Annotated in this window: 17 protein-coding genes; 8 read left to right on the top strand and 9 right to left on the bottom strand. The window is 28.7% G+C overall.

The annotated features are described in order from the left end of the window. Positions 1-34: 34 nt before the first annotated feature. Positions 35-976 (bottom strand): TAXI family TRAP transporter solute-binding subunit, encoded by a 942-nt coding sequence (locus AC8GER_RS03860; protein ID WP_506597556.1) that lies wholly within the window; start codon positions 974-976, stop codon positions 35-37. A 111-nt stretch (positions 977-1,087) separates the two neighbouring features. Here AC8GER_RS03860 and msrB point away from each other — a divergent pair, with 111 nt between their 5' ends. Together msrB and AC8GER_RS03870 are read left to right on the top strand one after the other, a co-directional pair. Then, positions 1,088-1,492, top strand: coding sequence for a peptide-methionine (R)-S-oxide reductase MsrB (gene msrB / locus AC8GER_RS03865; protein ID WP_506597557.1), 405 nt, complete (start codon positions 1,088-1,090; stop codon positions 1,490-1,492). Position 1,493: 1 nt separating this feature from the next. Next, complete coding sequence (locus tag AC8GER_RS03870; protein WP_506597558.1) at positions 1,494-1,889, top strand: PaaI family thioesterase; 396 nt, start codon at positions 1,494-1,496, stop codon at positions 1,887-1,889. A gap of 2 nt (positions 1,890-1,891) precedes the next feature. Here AC8GER_RS03870 and msrA read toward each other — a convergent pair whose 3' ends face one another. Genes msrA through AC8GER_RS03890 form a run of 4 tightly spaced genes read right to left on the bottom strand, consistent with a single transcriptional unit; the run spans position 1,892 to position 4,108 of the window. Further along, the gene (gene msrA / locus AC8GER_RS03875; RefSeq protein WP_506597559.1) at positions 1,892-2,464 is read right to left on the bottom strand and encodes a peptide-methionine (S)-S-oxide reductase MsrA; all 573 of its coding nucleotides are present in this window, start codon (positions 2,462-2,464) and stop codon (positions 1,892-1,894) included. A 1-nt stretch (position 2,465) separates the two neighbouring features. Next, positions 2,466-2,795 (bottom strand): AzlD domain-containing protein, encoded by a 330-nt coding sequence (locus AC8GER_RS03880; protein ID WP_506597560.1) that lies wholly within the window; start codon positions 2,793-2,795, stop codon positions 2,466-2,468. Positions 2,796-2,798: 3 nt separating this feature from the next. Beyond that, positions 2,799-3,494, bottom strand: a complete 696-nt coding sequence (locus tag AC8GER_RS03885; RefSeq protein ID WP_506597561.1) for an AzlC family ABC transporter permease — start codon at positions 3,492-3,494, stop codon at positions 2,799-2,801. Continuing rightward, complete coding sequence (locus AC8GER_RS03890; RefSeq protein WP_506597562.1) at positions 3,491-4,108, bottom strand: LysE family translocator; 618 nt, start codon at positions 4,106-4,108, stop codon at positions 3,491-3,493. Before AC8GER_RS03890 ends, AC8GER_RS03885 begins: the two co-directional genes overlap by 4 nt. A 180-nt stretch (positions 4,109-4,288) precedes the next feature. On the opposite strand from AC8GER_RS03890, the gene metF reads away from it, so the two are divergent. From metF to metZ, 3 genes are read left to right on the top strand one after another with little or no spacing between them, the layout of a single operon-like run. After that, on the top strand, positions 4,289-5,194 hold the full coding sequence (gene metF / locus AC8GER_RS03895; RefSeq protein WP_506597563.1) for a methylenetetrahydrofolate reductase [NAD(P)H]: 906 nt from the start codon (positions 4,289-4,291) through the stop codon (positions 5,192-5,194). Further along, positions 5,194-7,473 carry a 5-methyltetrahydropteroyltriglutamate--homocysteine S-methyltransferase gene (gene metE / locus AC8GER_RS03900; RefSeq protein ID WP_506597564.1) on the top strand — a complete coding sequence of 760 codons (2,280 nt, stop codon included), beginning with the start codon at positions 5,194-5,196 and terminating at the stop codon, positions 7,471-7,473. Before metF ends, metE begins: the two co-directional genes overlap by 1 nt. Then, a complete protein-coding gene (gene metZ / locus AC8GER_RS03905) occupies positions 7,470-8,645 on the top strand; it encodes an O-succinylhomoserine sulfhydrylase (protein ID WP_506597565.1) in 1,176 nt (391 codons plus the stop codon). Before metE ends, metZ begins: the two co-directional genes overlap by 4 nt. A 3-nt stretch (positions 8,646-8,648) precedes the next feature. On the opposite strand, the gene AC8GER_RS03910 is transcribed toward metZ, so the two are convergent. Together AC8GER_RS03910 and AC8GER_RS03915 are read right to left on the bottom strand one after the other, a co-directional pair. Then, positions 8,649-8,954: a (2Fe-2S) ferredoxin domain-containing protein gene (locus AC8GER_RS03910; RefSeq protein ID WP_029167049.1), complete on the bottom strand. Its 306-nt coding sequence runs from the start codon at positions 8,952-8,954 to the stop codon at positions 8,649-8,651. Beyond that, positions 8,955-9,707, bottom strand: coding sequence for an SDR family NAD(P)-dependent oxidoreductase (locus tag AC8GER_RS03915; protein WP_029167048.1), 753 nt, complete (start codon positions 9,705-9,707; stop codon positions 8,955-8,957). A gap of 60 nt (positions 9,708-9,767) precedes the next feature. Between AC8GER_RS03915 and fumC the strand changes: the two genes are divergently transcribed. Beyond that, on the top strand, positions 9,768-11,156 hold the full coding sequence (gene fumC / locus AC8GER_RS03920) for a class II fumarate hydratase (RefSeq protein WP_506597566.1): 1,389 nt from the start codon (positions 9,768-9,770) through the stop codon (positions 11,154-11,156). Here fumC and AC8GER_RS03925 read toward each other — a convergent pair. Then, positions 11,153-12,640, bottom strand: a complete 1,488-nt coding sequence (locus tag AC8GER_RS03925; RefSeq protein ID WP_506597567.1) for an AsmA family protein — start codon at positions 12,638-12,640, stop codon at positions 11,153-11,155. The genes fumC and AC8GER_RS03925 overlap by 4 nt on opposite strands. Before the next feature lie 45 nt (positions 12,641-12,685). On the opposite strand from AC8GER_RS03925, the gene AC8GER_RS03930 reads away from it, so the two are divergent. After that, positions 12,686-14,932, top strand: a complete 2,247-nt coding sequence (locus tag AC8GER_RS03930; protein ID WP_506597568.1) for an ATP-dependent helicase — start codon at positions 12,686-12,688, stop codon at positions 14,930-14,932. Then, entirely contained in the window at positions 14,919-16,652 is a 1,734-nt protein-coding gene (locus tag AC8GER_RS03935) for an aminopeptidase P family protein (protein ID WP_506597569.1), read from the top strand. The genes AC8GER_RS03930 and AC8GER_RS03935 overlap by 14 nt, the downstream gene beginning before the upstream one ends. Here the strand turns inward: AC8GER_RS03935 and ligA are convergent. Next, on the bottom strand, positions 16,638-18,674 hold the full coding sequence (gene ligA / locus AC8GER_RS03940; RefSeq protein ID WP_506597570.1) for an NAD-dependent DNA ligase LigA: 2,037 nt from the start codon (positions 18,672-18,674) through the stop codon (positions 16,638-16,640). The two genes, AC8GER_RS03935 and ligA, sit on opposite strands and share 15 nt — an antisense overlap. Positions 18,675-18,678 lie beyond the last annotated feature (4 nt).

An 18,678-nucleotide genomic window follows, 5' to 3' on the forward strand; every position in this document is an offset into this window, starting at 1 on the left:
CTGAAACTAATTAAAGATCAGTTCTTAAAAAGGTTTACTTAACTAATCCTTTTTCCTTGTAAAACTTAATTGCTCCTGGGTGCAAAGGAATTGGTGAATTCTTTGCAGCGTCTTTAAGAGTAATATCTTTTGCAGCAGCATGCGAAGCAACTAGTGCAGGAAGATTCTCGTAGAACAATTTAGTCATTTGGTATGCTGTCGCATCAGAAACGTCTTTTCTAGTCACTAGGTAATTAATTACCGCAGCAGTGGTAACGTCTGTTGTTTGACCTTTGTAAGTGTTTGCAGGTATTTTTCCTGAAACAAATGGTGCTCCCATTTTTTTAACAACAGAATCGGGTACTGTAACAACAACGATTTCAACTGAGTTTGCTAAATCTTTTAAAGAAGCAACTCCAATTCCAGCTGACTGAAGAGTGGCATCAAGTTGTCTATTTTTAATCAATTCAACTGATTCAGCATAAGGTAAATATTCAACTTTCGCTAAATCCTTGTAAGACATCCCAGCTGCAGCAAAAATTGCTCTAGAATTTAATTCTGTTCCAGATTTTGCAGCACCTACTGAAAGTCTTTTTCCTTTAAGATCAGCTAGTGTTTTAATATTAGATTCTTTTGAAGCTACAATTTGTATATAATTTGGATAAATCGCTCCAATTAATCTTAACTTATCAAGTTTTCCCTGAAAGCCGGCCTCAGCATCTCCTGCCCAAGCAAATTTAACTGAATCACCAAGAACAAATGCTAATTCACCTTTTCCGTCTTGAAGAAGATTTAAATTTTCAACTGAAGCTTTTGTTGCTTGAACTTGAACTTTTGAATCTTTAATTTTTTCTGCATAAATTTTAGAAATTCCAACTCCTAATGGGTAGTAAACTCCTGACGTTCCACCTGTTAGGATATTGATAAATTCAGCTGACTGAGCAGAGCTCATCATCAACATCAAAGCAGTTATAGCTCCTGATATTTTTTTTAACATGTTAACTTCCTTTTTAAATTGTTTAAAATAAGATTAGATTATAAAAAATATCAAAACGCAATAACTGGAAATAATCTTATACAATCTGAAGTGGTGTGATTATTTGAAAATATGAACAAAGATAAAAAAAAAACAGATGAAATAGATTGGAAGCAAAATTTAACGGAAAATCAATATATAATATTAAGAAAGCAAGGCACTGAGCCGGCATTTACAAGTAATCTTAATGATGAAAAAAAAGAAGGAAATTATTATTGCGCTGGATGTAATACAAAATTATTTAGCTCAAAGATGAAATTTGACAGCGGAACAGGCTGGCCTTCATTTTATAAATCCTATCCAGGTGCTTTTAAGACCAGCACTGATTATAAACTGGTGTATCCACGAACAGAATATCATTGCGCAAAATGCGACGGTCATCATGGACACTTATTTGATGATGGCCCAGAACCTACTGGTAAAAGATATTGTAACAATGGAATAGTTTTAAAATTTATTCCAGAAAAGATTAGTTAATATGAACAATTCTAATTTTGCTTCAGACGTTAGTAAAAAGGGGTTTATCACACACATTGGTGGAATTGATTTTAAAAAAATCTCAGAGAACACTTTTGAATTTAGTGCAACAGTAAAAAATTACAATTTAAATTCTGGTGGCATTAGTCATGGAGGATACATAGCTGCAATACTAGATAACGGCATGGGTTCAGCCGCTTATCATGTGATCGATGGAAAAAGATGTGTGACCATTGCATTAGATATAAAATTTATTTCAGCATCAAAAGAAGGTGATGTTTTAATTGGTAAAGTAAAAATATCGAAAAAAACTAATTCTCTTGTTTTTGTAGTCGCTGAATTATTTGAGAAAACAAATTTAGTTGCAACAGCTTCTGGAACTTGGAAAATTATATAATACTATTTCCAAATTTCTTTTAATCTAGCCGGTCTTCCGCAGCCGAGTAAATAAGAATAATAACGCGTTGGATTTTCTTTATAATAATTTTGATGATAATCTTCTGCTGGGTAAAAATTCTTAAATTCAACAAAAGCTGTTTTAATTTTTTTCCTATTTAGCGATTTCATTTCATTAATAGATTGATCAATTAATTTATTTTCTTCATTATTTTGATAAAATATTACTGAAGTATAACTATTGCCTTTGTCGCAAAACTGACCTTTCCCATCATAAGGATCAATATTAATCCAAAAATTTTTAAGAAGTTCTAAATACGAAATTACTTTCGGATCGTATGTTATTTTAACAGTTTCAATATGCCCGGTTCTACCTTTTAAAACTTCTTCATATGTGGGATTTTCTTTCGTTCCACCGCTATATCCGGAAACGACATCGGTAACCCCATCAATTTTTTCAAAGGCAGCCTCCATGCACCAAAAACAACCTCCTGCAAAATATGCATACTTTTTATCTTGTGAGTAAGAAACCGATGTAAAAAAAATAACAAAAAATAAAATTAATATTTTTTTCATTTTAATGAATGTAAAAATTTAAAATTCCAAATAAGATAATTCCAAAAAAAGAGGACAACAAAACATTCTTTTTTGAAAGAAAAAGAACAACAATAGTAAGTCCTGCCACAAAAATTCTTATAAATGTTGATGTTTGTTCTAAAGCTCCAACTGGATGAATAAAAATTCTAGCTATTAATGCACTTAAAATTCCATAAGAAATACAAGAAACAAATTTAAATAATTTGCCCTCTTCATTTACATATTTTGCAGATAATACTCCTAAAAACCTAGACAGATAAGTTGCTGCAGCTGAGATTAGGATTGCTATATAAATATAATTTGCTGTCATATTTTACCTTATAAAAATTAAATAAGAAGTTATTCCTGCAATTAATCCAGCGATTAATACAGACCAACTTGGTGTTACCAAAAATAACAGAGGAGATAAAATTACTGATAAAATAACTGTTAAAATAATGTAATTTTTATTTAATCCTGCAACAATCATACACATAAAATAAATCGGGTTTAAATAAATAATTGCTATAAAAATATTTTTACTAATAACTCCGGCAGTATAAAAACCAATTACTGTTGTAATGGTCGACATAATCCAAAGTGTTGCACTAAGACCGAAAAAAAAACTAAAACGATTTTCTTTTTCAATTGTTTTATAATTGTTAAGCATATGAACCCAGCTTGTGACCGCTATAAAATGCGCAACTACATAGTAATGCCATCTTGGCCTATTTTGCTCTCTAATAACTGGAATTAAATTTATAGTCATTGGGTATAATCTTGCATTAGTTAGATAAACCGACAAAAAAATATTTAAAAAAGTTCCATGAACGATAAGTGTCTCAGCCATAACTACTTGTCCTGGCAAAGCAAAACTAATTAAAGTTGAAAGAAAACTTTGTGTCGCATTTAATCCTGTATTTTTAAAAAGAGCACCTAAAGCAAAAAAACTTGCCGCTAAACTAATTCCTGGAATTCCCATTCCAACAATACATCCTTGTCTAAAATGTTGATTAAACGTTTTGTTCATAAATTAATTTTTGTGCTCAAAATTCTATAAGCTAGAAATAACAAAGCACATCCCGATAATCTGCTAATTAAATTTGGATAATTTTTAAGAAAGATTGCAATTCTACTTGAAACACCAGCGTAAATTGTCAAAAAGAAAAAATCTAAAAATACATGGGTTGTCATTAGAATAGTAAAATGGATTATAAAATTATTATTAGGATCTAAAAAAGTAGGAAACATAACTAAAAAAAAAACTATGGCACCCGGACTGAACAAAGCAGAAATAAATCCATCTTTAAATAAATCGAATGCTGATCGAGTGCCAAATGTTTTGTCTATTGTAAGGCTAGTTTTTCTTACTAAAAACTTTATTGCTAAATAAATTAAATATAATCCTCCAATCCATTTAAAAATATCTAAAATTTGCGGATTTGGCTTCATTAGCGTATAAACACCAAATGTTGCGCAGATCATTTGAATTGCATTTGCAGAAACATCTCCTAAACCTGTCCATAAACTTTTTGGAAAACCATAGTTCATAGAATTAGTAATAATTAGAATTCTCTGTGGACCTGGAGTAATAAAGAGTATGGTTATTAGTTGAACAAATAGTAAATAATTGTTTGGTATCATTGATAAATCTAGATCTATATTGACTAATTATCTTAATAAAGTTATTTAATTTTCTGCGCCGAGTTATTTCAAATTGCGGGCGCTATATAAATCCAGCTAAAGCGATGCAATTATAACCGCCGCTTTATCTGGTGGTTTTTTTCGAAAACTTTCCTAAAAAACCTTTGTTTAGAATGAATTATGAGCAAAGATTTGAATATTAGTTTTGAGTTCTTTCCAGCCAAAGATCAAACAGCTGATGAAAGTCTATGGGAAAGCTTTATTAAACTTGAAGCATTTAATCCAAAGTTTGTATCCGTTACTTTTGGCGCTGGGGGCGGTGCAAGAGATAAGAGCGATTACTTAGTAAAAAAAATAAAAAAGAATTCGAATACTCCGGTTGCGGGTCATCTTACTTGCGTTGATATGAGTAAAGACGAAATTAACACTATTGCTCTAGATTGGTTAAATAATGGAATTAATAAAATCGTAGCTTTACGTGGTGATGTTAGAAAAAAAGATTCAAAATATAAGCCTCATGAAAGAGGCTATATTAATGCCGCTGATATGGTTAAAGGTTTAAAAAAATTAGGTAATTTTGAAATTGCAGTAGCTGGTTATCCTGACATACATCCTGAATCTAAAAATGAAAACGAAGATTTAGAAAATTTAAAAATTAAAGTTGACCAAGGTGCTGATAAAGTCATAACTCAATTCTTCTTTGATCATGAAAAATTCTTAAGATTTAGAGATAAATCAATTGCGCTTGGTATTAAAGCTCCTATTATTCCTGGAATTTTACCTATTGATAACTTTAAAAAAGTAAAAGATTTTAGTTTAAAATGCGGAACGTTCCTTCCTAAATGGATTGAAGATAAATTCTCTAATTTAAAAGAAGACGAAAAATTTGTTGGCATCGATATAGCTTGTAACTTAGTAAATAAACTGCACGCTGAAGGTGTTAATGAATTTCATTTTTACACACTAAATAAATATGAATTAACATATGCGGTTTGTAAAAATCTACTAAACGAAAAAAAAGCAGTACAAAAAGAATACAACCAAAACGTAAACCAATTTTTTAAACAAAAGGAGAGATATATATAATGATAAAAATAAACTGCATTGGCTATCCAAGAATAGGTCCAAAAAGAGAATTAAAGAATGCTTTAGAAAAATATTGGAAATCTGAAATTTCTGAAAATGATTTATTAAAGTGCGCTAGTGATTTAAAAAAAAATAATTGGCAAACACAAAAAGATAATGGGGTTGATTATATTTGTTCAAATGATTTTTCTTTTTATGATCAAGTTCTGGATACCATTTGTTTAGTAGGCTCAATTCCTGAAAGATATAAACATAAAGACGATAAAGTTTCTTTCAAAACTTATTTTGCAATGGCACGGGGCTCACAAACAAAAGATTTGGATGTTCCTGCGCTTGAAATGACAAAATGGTTTGATACTAACTACCACTACTTAGTGCCAGAGTTTTCAAAAAATCAAAAATTCAAACTAAGTTCAAACAAACCGTTTGAAGAATTTGATGAAGCAAAAAAATTAGGCTTTAATACTAAGCCAATTATTCTAGGCCCTCTTACTTTTTTAAGTCTTGGAAAGACTACAGATGAATCTTTTAAAAGCATTGATTTATTAGATGATTTGCTACCAGTTTATGCTGAAATTTTATCTGGTTTAAATAAGAAAGGAGCTGAATGGATTCAAATTGATGAGCCTATTTTAGTAAAAAATCAAAATGCTGATTTTACTAAACTAATCAAAAATACTTTAAATCAATTAAAGAAATTTGCTGGTTCGTCTAAAATTATCCTAACAACTTACTTTGAAAAGTTGGATCCGGAAGTTGAAAAAGAAATTTTGGAAAGCGATGTAGATGGAATTCATTTTGATTTAATACGAGGAAAGATTTCAAATATAAATTCCTTAAAGGATACTAATAAAACAATTTCTATTGGAATTATTGATGGAAGAAATATTTGGAAATCTGATGTTAATAAAAAAATTGAACAAATAACAGAGTATTCAAAAAATATTAAAAACCTATGGATCTCTTCTTCTTGTCCATTATTACATACGCCTTATGATTTAGGTTTAGAGACTAAAGTTCCTGAAAAAATTAGAAAGTGGCTATCATTTTCTAAGCAAAAACTTATTGAACTTAATCATATTAAAATTTCATTAAACAAAGGTAATGATGAAATCAAAAATTACTTAGATGAAAATAAAAAAGATATCACTAGCAGAGCAACATCCGAGTTAATTCATGATGATAAAGTTAAACAAAGAGCCAAAAATATTACAACGCAGATATTAAATAGAAAATCTAACTTTGTTAAAAGATCCGAAATACAAACGAAGGTATTTAACTTACCTTTATATCCAACAACAACCATTGGATCTTTTCCTCAAACTTCTGACGTAAGAAATGCCAGAGCTAAATTTAAGAAAAATGAATTAAGCTTAAAAGAATATGAGGATTTTCTAAAAGTAAAAACAATCGATGCTATTAAAAAACAAGAGCAAATAGATATCGACGTTATTGTTCATGGTGAGTTTGAAAGAAATGACATGGTTGAATACTTTGGTGAACAGCTTAAAGGATTTACATTTACATCTAGTGGCTGGGTGCAAAGTTATGGTTCACGATGCGTAAAACCTCCAATTATTTTTGGAGATGTTTCTCGTCCAAAATCTATGACTGTACAATGGTCAAAATTTGCACAAGACCAAACAAAAAAAATCGTTAAAGGAATGCTAACGGGTCCAATAACAATTTTACAATGGTCTTTTGTTAGAGATGATCAGCCAAGAAAGAATACTGCATTACAAATTGCTTTTGCAATAAGAGATGAAGTTGAAGATCTTGAAAGCAATGGCATTAAAATGATTCAAATTGATGAACCTGCTTTAAGAGAAGGTTTGCCTTTGAAGAAAAATGATTGGAAGCAATATTTAGATTGGGCTGTTAATGCTTTCCAAATTTCTGCTGCTGTTGCAAAAGATGAAACACAAATTCACACTCATATGTGTTACGCTGAATTTGAGGATATTATTGATGCGATTGCTGCTTTAGATGCTGACGTTATCTCCATAGAAACATCAAGATCTAGAATGGAATTATTAAAAACATTTGAAAAGTTCAAATATCCAAATGAAGTAGGACCTGGTGTTTATGACATTCATTCTCCTAGGGTTCCTAATAAAAATGAGATGAAAGAGCTTATTCAAAAAGCTTCTAAGTTAATTGATAAGAAAAGAATTTGGGTAAATCCAGATTGCGGTCTTAAAACTAGAGGCTGGCCTGAAACAATAGCTGCACTTGAAACTATGGTGCAAGCGGCGAAGGAATTAAGAACCGAGAAATGAAAAAAACAAAACTTGGAACTAATACTAATTTAATTCGAGGAGGATTAAACAGAAGTCAGTTTAATGAGACCTCTGAAGCGTTGTTTCTAACATCAGGATTTGTTTACGATAGCGCTGAGCAAGCTGAAGCTATTTTTAAAGGTACCAAGAAAGGCTTTCAGTATACTCGATACTCAAATCCTACTGTTGAAACATTTGAAAAAAGATTAGCGCTTCTAGATGGTTCTGAGGATTGTTTTGCAACAGCAAGTGGAATGGCTGCTGTTTTCTTTTCATTAATGTGTCAATTAAAAGCGGGAGATCATTTGGTTTCGTCTTCTGCTTTATTTGGATCTTGCAAGGAGATTGTCAAAAATATTTTGCCTAGATATGGGATTGAAGTAACATTTATAGATGGAAAAAATATAAATGAATGGAGAAAAGCTATTAAAAAAAATACAAAGATTTTTTTCTTTGAAACTCCTTCAAATCCACTTTTAGAATTAATTGATATTAAAGCAGTTTGTAATATTGCAAAAAAACATAAAATCATAACTGTTGTTGATAATATTTTTGCAAGTCCTGTTTTGCAAAAACCAGTTTTATTAGGAGCAGATATTATTGTTTACTCTGGAACAAAACATATTGACGGACAAGGACGAGTTTTGGGTGGAGCAATATTATCTTCAACAAAATTTAAAGAGAATGTTTTAAAACCTTTCTTAAGACACACGGGTCCTGCTATTAGTCCATTTAATGCTTGGGTTTTGCTAAAAGGTTTAGAAACTATTAAAATTAGAGTAGAGGAGCAGTCTAATATTGCTTTAGAAATTGCTCAATTTTTAGATAAGCATTCTAAAATTGAAAAAGTATTTTATCCATTTTTAAGAAATTTTTCTCAATACTTGCTTGCTAAAAAGCAGCAAACTCTTGGTGGAACAATTTTAAGTTTTAAAATTAAAGGAAAAAAGAAAGATGCATTTAAATTTATTAATAAATTAAAAATATTTGATATTTCTAATAATTTAGGTGATACAAAATCTATTGTGACTCACCCAACTACAACAACTCATCGTATTTTGACTGAAAACGAAAGATTATCGCTTGGTATTACTGAAAATTTAATAAGACTTTCAATTGGCTTAGAAACAGTTTCTGATCTTAAAAAAGATATTGCGGCTGCATTAAAATAAAAATTATATTTTTAATCTTTCAACAATCTTGTCATTTAATAAATGAGAATTTAAAATCTCATCAATGTCCTCTGAGGTTTTAAAAGCGTACCAAACACCCTCAGGATAAATAACCATTACTGGCCCCTTCTCGCATCTATCTAAGCAACCAGATTTATTAATTCTAATTTTTTTATTTAGTTTTAAACCTTTAATCTTTGTCTTTAATTCTATTTGCAATTTTTCAGAATTTTTTGAACTGCAACAGCCTTTTGGATTGGAGTCGGGTCTTTTATTAATACAACAAAAGACATGTTTTTCGAAAAACATTTAAATATTTTTAGTTAAAATTCTAACTAATAAAAAATAAATTGGTCGTGGTAAAATTTGTAGAATTTTAAAAATAATTTTCATCTGAATTGGAAAAGTAATGTCGTATTTTTTAGCTAGAAGACCCTCAAAGATAATTTCAGCAGCTTTGTCTGCTTCCATAATAAATGGCATATCAAATGTATTTTTTTCTGTTAGCCTGGATTTGACAAAGCCAGGATTAATAATGCTTAAAGAAATATTATTTTTATCGCAATCAATTTTAATAGACTCAAAATAGTTAATCATAGCAGCTTTTGAAGGTCCATAAGATGAGGAATTTGGCAACCCACCTAATCCTGCAAGTGAACTAATGGCTGCAAGATGACCAAATTTTTGTATTTTAAAATGAGGTAACAAAATTGAAAAGCAGTTAATCATACCAAAAAAATTAACTGCAAAAGTTTTTTCAAATAAGTCTAACCTAATATCAAAAGTATTATGCGGCTCATAATAGCCAGAGCAATAAACAGCTAAATCAATAGTTTTAAATTCTTTTATAATTTCATTAATAATTCTCTGAGAATTTACTTTATCTGTAACGTCTAAAGAAAATGTTGATATTTTTGTTCTTTTTGAACTGAATTCTAATTTTAAATTTTGTAATTTTTCTTGAGTTCTTCCTAATAAAATTAAATTATCACACTGATCTAAGTATTTTTTGCCAAGTTCGTAACCTATGCCGAAAGTAGCTCCTATAATTACAACATTCATAAATTTTACTTGATTAGCAACTATTAAAAATTATCATTAGTGATATAAGATAATACTGATATGGCATCAAGAATTGAATCTGATAGTTTTGGTAAAATCAAAGTTCCAGCAGATAAGTATTGGGGAGCTCAAACAGAACGTTCATTAAAATACTTTAAAATTGGAAAAATATTAGTCCCACTAGAGATTATAAGAGCTATAGCTATTGTTAAAAAAGCCGCTGCTATTGTTAATTTTAAATTCAAATCTTTAGATAAAAAAATTTCTCAAGCAATTATCAAGGCCTCTGATGAGGTAATTAAAGGAAAATTTAACAATCATTTTCCACTTAAAGTTTGGCAGACAGGTTCTGGAACTCAAACAAATATGAATGTTAATGAAGTTATTTCTAATCGAGCAATTGAAATTTTAGGTGGAAAAATAGGATCAAAAAAACCTGTACATCCAAATGATCATGTAAATAAATCCCAATCTACAAATGATACTTATCCTAGTGCCATCCACATAGCTGTCGCTATTGATGCAAAAGAAAGACTTCTTCCTTCTTTAAAATTATTGGAAAAAGAATTAGCTGTAAAAGTAACTAAATTTAAAAATATAGTTAAAATTGGAAGAACGCACCTTCAAGATGCAACTCCACTAACTTTGGGACAACAGTTTTCTGGCTATCATATGCAAATTAAAAATTGCATCAAACGTATAGAAATAGCTTTAAAAGAAATGTATTTCCTGGCTCAAGGGGGGACAGCTGTTGGTACCGGTATTAATACTAAAAAAGGCTTTGATAAAAAAATTGCATTAGAGATTAAAAAAATTACTAAACTACCGTTTAGAACTGCTCCAAATAAATTTGAAGCACTTGCAAGTCATGAACCAATAGTTAATTTATCTGGTGCGTTTAATACTCTTGCTGTTGCTTTGATGAAAATTTCAAACGACATAAGATTTCTTGGCTCAGGTCCTAGAGCTGGTTATGCGGAGCTTATTCTTCCGGAAAATGAACCAGGCTCATCAATCATGCCTGGCAAAGTAAACCCAACACAGTGTGAAGCTGTTACAATGGTTTGCACAAGAGTCATTGGTAACCACACAACAATTACTATTGCTGCATCAAACGGACATTTTGAATTAAATGTTTTTAAACCAGTGATTGGTCACAGCATGATTCAATCAATTGAATTATTATCAGACTCTATTGAATGTTTTGTTAAATATTGTCTAAAAGGTCTTAAAGCAGATACAAAAAGAATTTCACAGTTATTAAATAGTTCATTGATGCTAGTAACTGCTCTTGCTCCAAAAATTGGTTACGATAATGCTTCTATGATTGCAAAAAAAGCACACAAGAATGGAACGTCTTTAAAAGAAGAAGCTCTGAAAAGCGGATTAGTTGATGAAAAAGAATACGATCGATTAATTAATCCAAGAAAAATGACACACCCAAATTAGAACAAGAAACTATAAATTCTTGGATCTAAAACATTCAAAATATCTTTATTTAAGCGCAGATTAAATTCTTCTTGAACAATATTAAGATTATTTTTATTAAATTTTTTATTACTATTTCCAATGATTTCATTCACCACTACTCTTCCCTTTCTCATATTTAAATCTCCTTTCATTTTTCCAGAAAAACTAGCATTTGGTAAAAGCGCTATCTTTTCCCTTGCTCCATTAGTATTTTTGTAAAAGTTCTTAATATTTACTAGATCAATTTGTGAATTAAAAAAAAATATTGTTTCTCTATTCTGAGTAATAAAACGACCATTTATTTTTAATAAATCATTAAATTTGGAAATTAAATTTAATTCCTTAATATTTACATCACCACCCTCAACGACAATAACAGCATTAGCATCAGAAAAAAGATTGTGATTAGTGACCATGTTTTTAAAATTTAATTTGAAGACACCATAAAAATCTTCATGAATATTAAATAATTTATTATGCACTAGATAATCTTTAAGATTACCATTGGATAATTTTTTAAAATTTGTATCTATAAAATTAAATTCACTAAACAAAGCGAGTCTTGGTTTAAAATCAATTTTTGCAGAACCTTGTCCTTTATATAAAAAAGAATTAACTAAAATATTTTTTAAATCTACATGTTCATCTTTTAAATCAAAACTAAATTGCAAAGTTAAATTATTTAATCCAATTGTGCTTAGGGTGTTTGCAAATCTAATTTTTGCATTTCCTAAAAATTCATTTTTTAAAAAATTAATATCAGCTAAATCTGCATCAAAATAAAATTTAAGATCTTTAGACTCTATAGATAAATGACCAACACTTTTATCCCTATTTCTTGCGCCTTGGAAAGCACTTACAAAAGGTAAATTAAAAATATTTCCTGTTAAATCAAATCTTTTTAAATTTCCTTTGTCAAAAATAATGTCACTATTAATATCGCTAATCTCAATAGAATTGTTTTGTGAAGAATATTTTAAATCTAAGTTGCTAACTTTAATTGCCTTAAGATTTTTAATAGAATCTGTATTTTTAAAAAAATTATCAAAGTAATTGTTTTCTAATTCAATAATGCCATCAACTACTTCAACGTCGGTAATATTAAACTTTCTCAGAACTATATCAAAAATATTAATCCGAAGATTAACTTTGTAAATATTACCAATATAAACATCTTCTTTTTTGTTAGTTTCAAAAATATCTACTGAAAATAATTCAATATGAGGCCTTAAAAATGGTTTGTAAGTAATCTTTTCATTAATCTTAACCTTAATAAAAAATTTCTCCTGAATCTGATTTTCTATCTCAGGTTTATATCGATCAAGATCTATAAAAAATGGTGATAAAAAAATAATAAAAAATATACCCGCAAAAGCAACCATCGCTCTGCTATAAACTTTATGATTATAAAAAGATTTTAAAGTGTTTAATAACTTTAAAAACTTTAATTTCTTAAGAATCATTTAATTTTTGATATATTATGTTAACTACTTGATCTATTTGATTTTATGAACTCCACTAGCCAAAATTACTTATTAAACCTCAATAATCAACAAAAAGAAGCTGTCATTCATGCCGACGGTCCATTGTTAATTTTAGCTGGTGCAGGTTCTGGCAAGACTAAAGTTTTAACAACTCGTGTTGTTCATCTCATTGAGACTCAAAAGTGTTGGCCTACTCAAATTCTTTGCGTAACTTTTACTAATAAAGCTGCAAATGAAATGAGAGAAAGAATATTAAAAATTCTTAGCGCTCAATCTTCATCTCTGCCTTGGCTTGGAACTTTTCATTCAATTAGTAATAAAATTTTAAGACGTCATGCTGAGGCGGTAGGTTTAAAATCTAATTTTACAATTTTAGATACACTTGATCAGTTAAGACTAGTAAAAAATATAATTGAATCAGAAAACATTGATATAAAAAAAATACCACCTAAATTAGTTGCTGCTTTTATAGATGATTGGAAAAATAAAGGTCTTATTCCAAGTGAAGTTAAAATAAATAATGAAAACTATATTAAAGATACTGCATTAAAAATATATAGAATTTACCAGCAAAGATTGAGGATTATGAACTGTGTGGATTTTGGAGATTTAATCTTACATTGCGTAACAATATTTAAAACTATGCCTGAAATTTTAGAATTATATCATAATAATTTTAAATATATTCTAGTAGACGAATACCAAGACACAAACTTTATTCAAAATATTTGGCTAAACCTATTATCGAAAAAAAATAATAATTTATGCTGCGTTGGAGATGATGATCAATCTATCTATAGTTGGCGTGGTGCTGAGGTTAAAAATATTTTAAATTTTGATAAACTAAACGCTAATACAAAAGTTATTAAACTAGAACAAAACTATAGATCGACTCAAAATATTTTAGATACTGCCTCCTCTTTAATTTCTAATAACGAGGATAGACTTGGCAAGAAACTATGGTCTGAAAATACTAAAGGGGATTTGATAGAAGTTAATTGCTACAATAACGGATACGATGAAGCAGTAGCAGTTGCAGATGAAATTGAAAAAAATTTATCAAAAGAATATTCACTCAATCAAATATCCATATTGGTTAGAGCTGCTTTTCAAACAAGAGAGTTTGAGGATCGATTTATAAAAATTAATCTACCTTATAGAGTTATCGGAGGATTAAAATTTTACGACCGAGCAGAAATTAAAGATGCTATTTGTTATATTAGAATTATTTATCAGGAAAATGACGATCTTGCCTTTGAAAGAATAATCAATACTCCAAAACGTTCTATTGGAGATGCTACTCTAAAAGAAATTCATAAAATCGCTAAAGAGAAAAGTATTAATTTAGAACAAGCATCACTTACGTATTGCGAACAAGAAAACTCCACTGGTAAAACTATTTTAAGCTTAAAAAAAATTATCACTGATATTCAGTTATGGAGAAAATTATCAAAAGAAATAAGTCATTATGAACTAACGGAAAAAGTCCTTGATGAATCTGGCTACTCTCAAATGCTGATGAATGAAAAGACACCGGAAGCTGACAGCAAACTAGAAAACTTAAAAGAATTAATATTATCAATGAAAAATTATAGTAGCCTTCAAGATTTTCTTGAAAATATCTCATTACAAACCTCCATAGATCAAGATTGGAATGGTGAAAAAATAAATTTAATGACTATGCATGCGGCTAAAGGACTTGAGTTTGATGTAGTTTTTTTACCTGGTTGGGAAGAGGGATTGTTTCCTCATCAAAAATCAATAGATGAAAAAGGTCACCAAGCAATTGAGGAGGAAAGAAGACTTGCTTATGTTGCAATTACTAGAGCAAAAAAGAAATTATTTATCTCTTTTGTTAATAATAGAAGAATTTATGGTGGCAAGAGAGATAGGGACATAGACTGGATGCCAACACTTCCTTCACGTTTTGTTGATGAACTTCCTAAAGATAATATCAATATGAAAAATCATTTTTCAGAATACCAAAAAAATGATTTTGATTTTAATCAGGAGATTGACTACGACAAGCCGTCAAGAAGTCCTGGTTGGGAAAGATTAAAACAAGCAAAACAGAATAAGACTAATTTTAATAAAATTAGCTACAGCAATAATAATACAATCTTTAAAGTTGGTGAAAGTGTAAGTCATGAAGATTTTGGCAATGGAAAGGTAATACATATTGAAGATAATAAAGTTATTATCAGTTTTAAAAAATATGGTGAAAAAAAGATAATTGATAAATTTATAAAAAAAAGTAATGAACAAAATTAATCAATTAAGAAATATTTTAAATCAAGAAACCTGTGATGCTTATTTAATTCCAAAAAATGATGAATATTTTGGGGAGTATGTTCCTGAAAATAAAGATAGATTAAAATTTATATCTGGGTTTACTGGTTCAACAGGACTTGCATTAATTTTAAAAAATAAATCTTATTTATTTGTTGATGGTCGTTATACATTACAAGCAAAAACTGAAGTAAATAAAGATTTTAAAATTTGTGAAGTTCCTAAAATTGAACCTCATCATATACTTAAAAATATAAATAAAAAAATTACTTTAGGATTTGATCCAAAACTTTTTACTTTAAATTCCTTAAAAAATATTATCTCTAAAAATTCAATTAACTTAAAACCTATAAATTTTAATTTAATTGATAAAATTTGGAAAAACAAATCTAATGTTAATCATAATAAATTTTATCTTTTTGAAGAAAAATACCAAGGAGAAAACTATTTAAATAAAATTGGTAAAATAAGTAAATTTCTTAAATTAAAAAATATTGATTATTTACTTTCAACATCTGTTGAAAATATTTCTTGGTTATTAAATATTAGAGGGTCTGACGCCATGTCTAGTCCACTTACCAACGGAAAAATTTTATTTAATAAAAATAGAAAAATTATATTTTTTACGAACATTAATAAAGTCACACCTCAGATTAAGAAATTTTTTGGAAAAAAAGTAATTTTTATTAAAGAAGAATCTTTTATTAACTACTTAAGAAAAATTAAAAAATCTAAAATTTTAATAGATAAAAAAACATGCAGTTTTTATTATGAAAAAAATATTCATTCTTCAAATACAGTTATTAATATTGAAGACCCCATCTACTTATTAAAAGCTATTAAAAACAAAACAGAAATCAATAATACAAAAATTGCTCATTTATTTGATGGGATTGCTTTAACTAAATTTATTTTTTGGTCAAAAAATAATTATAAAAAAACAAAGTTAACTGAAATATCTGCGCAAAATAAGTTAGAGATGTATAAAAAACAACACCAAGAATATTTGTATCCAAGTTTTAATACCATTTCAGGATTTGGATCAAATGGAGCCATTGTTCATTACAGATCAAGTCATAAAACTAACAAACAGATCAAAGGGAATAATATATTTCTTTTAGATTCTGGTAGTCAGTATTTTTATGGAACTACGGACGTAACTAGAACAATAGCTATTGGCAAAGTATCAAATTTTCAAAAAAAAATTTATTCAACTGTTCTTAAAGCACATATTGCGGTTGCCTTATATAAATTAAAAAAAACTACACTTGGAAAACATATAGATAAAGTTGCAAGAGCTCCTTTATTAAAACTCGGTTACAACTATTCGCACGGCACAGGTCATGGGGTTGGTTATTTTTTAAATGTACATGAAGGACCGCAAGGATTATCTCCTTATAACAAACATAAAATATTACCAGGGATGATCCTGTCTAATGAACCTGGATTTTACAAAGAAAATGACTTTGGAATAAGAATTGAAAATTTAATTTATTGCGAAAGGATTAATAACAATCATTCAAAATTTATAAATCTCACAATGGTTCCGTTTGATAAAGATTGTATTAACAAGAAGCTTTTAAATAAAAATGAAATAAATTGGATTAATACCTATCATCAAAATATTTTTTATATATTAAAACCTTTCATGAACAACATGGAGCTTAAAATGCTAACTAAAGCTTGTTCAGCTATTTCTTGATAACTTTAACCATTCTTTTTCTTCTATAATTTTAACACCCAATTCTTTAGCTTTATCAATTTTATTTTTTGTCGGTTTAGATAAGCCAATAACTAAATAATCTAATTTTTTATTAACAGAACTTAATATTTTAGCACCGAAAGTTTCTGCTAAAGATTTAGCTTCAGATCTGCTCATGGTAGAAAAGCCCCCTGTAAACATAATATTCTTTCCTGAAAAAAAACTATCAATTTTCTTTTCTAGAAAATCTTTGATATTCAAAATCTTACTTAATTCATGAACAACTTTATTATTTTTTTTATCTTTAAAAAAATGTATTAACGATTCAATTTGAGTTTCTCCAATTCCATCGATTTCATCTAAACTATTAATTTCACTCATTAAAAGATCTGGATTACAAAGTTTTAGAAAATTTTTCATCGAAACAAAATAACGTGATAAATTTTTAGCATTTTCTTGACCAATATGACGTATGCCAAGACTATATATAAATTTTGCAAGGTTAATTTCTTTGCTTTTCTCAATTGCTGTCTTTAAATTACTAACTGATAATTCTCCCCAGCCTTCTAATTTTTCTATTTTTTTATAATCAAGAGTAAAAATATCTTGAGGCAAACGAATAAAGTTTAAAGACCAGAAATCTTCAACAATTTTTTTTCCAAAACCATCTATATTAAGAGCTTCTTTTGACACAAAATGTTTAATTTTTTCTCTTGCCATAAATTCACAATTAAATCCTGTGTCTGTACATCTTTTAACTACATCTAATTTTTTTGAGGTTTCGTTATAATCTTTAACCGCAGGACGACCACAAAGACATTTGTCTGGAAATATAAATTTTTTACTATTTTTATCTCTTTTAGATTTAATAACCTCAACTACTTGTGGAATAACATCTCCTGCTCTTTGAATAATAATCGTATCGTTCAACCTAATGTCTTTCCTAATAATTTCATCTTCATTATGTAATGTTGCATTAGACACTAGAACGCCGCCCACATTTACCGGATCTAATTTTGCAACTGGAGTTAGTGCTCCTGTTCTTCCAACTTGTATTTCGATTTTGCGAATAACGGTTGTAGCTTTTTCAGATGAAAATTTATGAGCGATAGCCCATCTTGGCGATGACGATAAACTTCCAAGTCTTTTTTGTAAGGTTAAGTCGTTAACTTTATAAACAATACCGTCAATATCGTAATCTAATGAAGATCTTATTTCTTCAACATGAAGGTAACTTTTAATTAGTTCATCTGCTGAACTGAAAGTTTTTGTAAGTGGGTTTATTTTGAAACCAATTTTTTTACAAAAATTTAAAAAATTTATATGTGTTTTAAATTTCTTTTCATCAATATCACCAATACTATGTGCAAAAAACTTTAATGGTATTAAGGCAGTTTTTTTTGAATCTTTTTGTCTTAATGAACCTCCTGCCGCATTTCTAGGGTTTGCAAAGTCATTTTTAATTTTTTCAAAATCTTTTTTTCCAATATAAACTTCACCTCTAATCTCAAATTCTTTATCTATGTTTTCACCATGAAGGACTTGTGGAATATCTTTAATAGTTAATAAATTTTCTGTTATATCTTCTCCATACTCACCATCTCCTCGCGAAAGTCCTCGAATAATCTTATTATTTTTGTAAATTAAAGACGCTGATATGCCATCGATCTTAGGTTCTGCCGTTAATTCTATAAGAGTATCTTTTTCAAAATTTAGATAATTTCTGATTTTTTTTAAAAAATCTTCCACGTCATCTTTTGTAAAAGCATTATCTAAAGATAACATTGGTACAAGATGTTTAACTTTAGAAAATTTTTCTGAAGGAGCAAAACCTATTTTTTCCGATGGGGAATTTATATCTACAATATCAGGATTTTTTTTCTCAAAATCTAAAATATCTTTTTTAATTTTGTCGTACTCAGCATCTGAAACTAATGGTTTGTCTTTATGATAATAAGCCTTATTTAATTTTTGAATTAAAGTAATTTTTTCTTTGTACTCTTTTAAAGATAAAGACTTCATTAAA

Source organism: Fontibacterium abundans (SeqCode) (assembly GCF_965235095.1).
Classification (GTDB): Bacteria; Pseudomonadota; Alphaproteobacteria; order Pelagibacterales; family Pelagibacteraceae; genus Fontibacterium; species Fontibacterium abundans.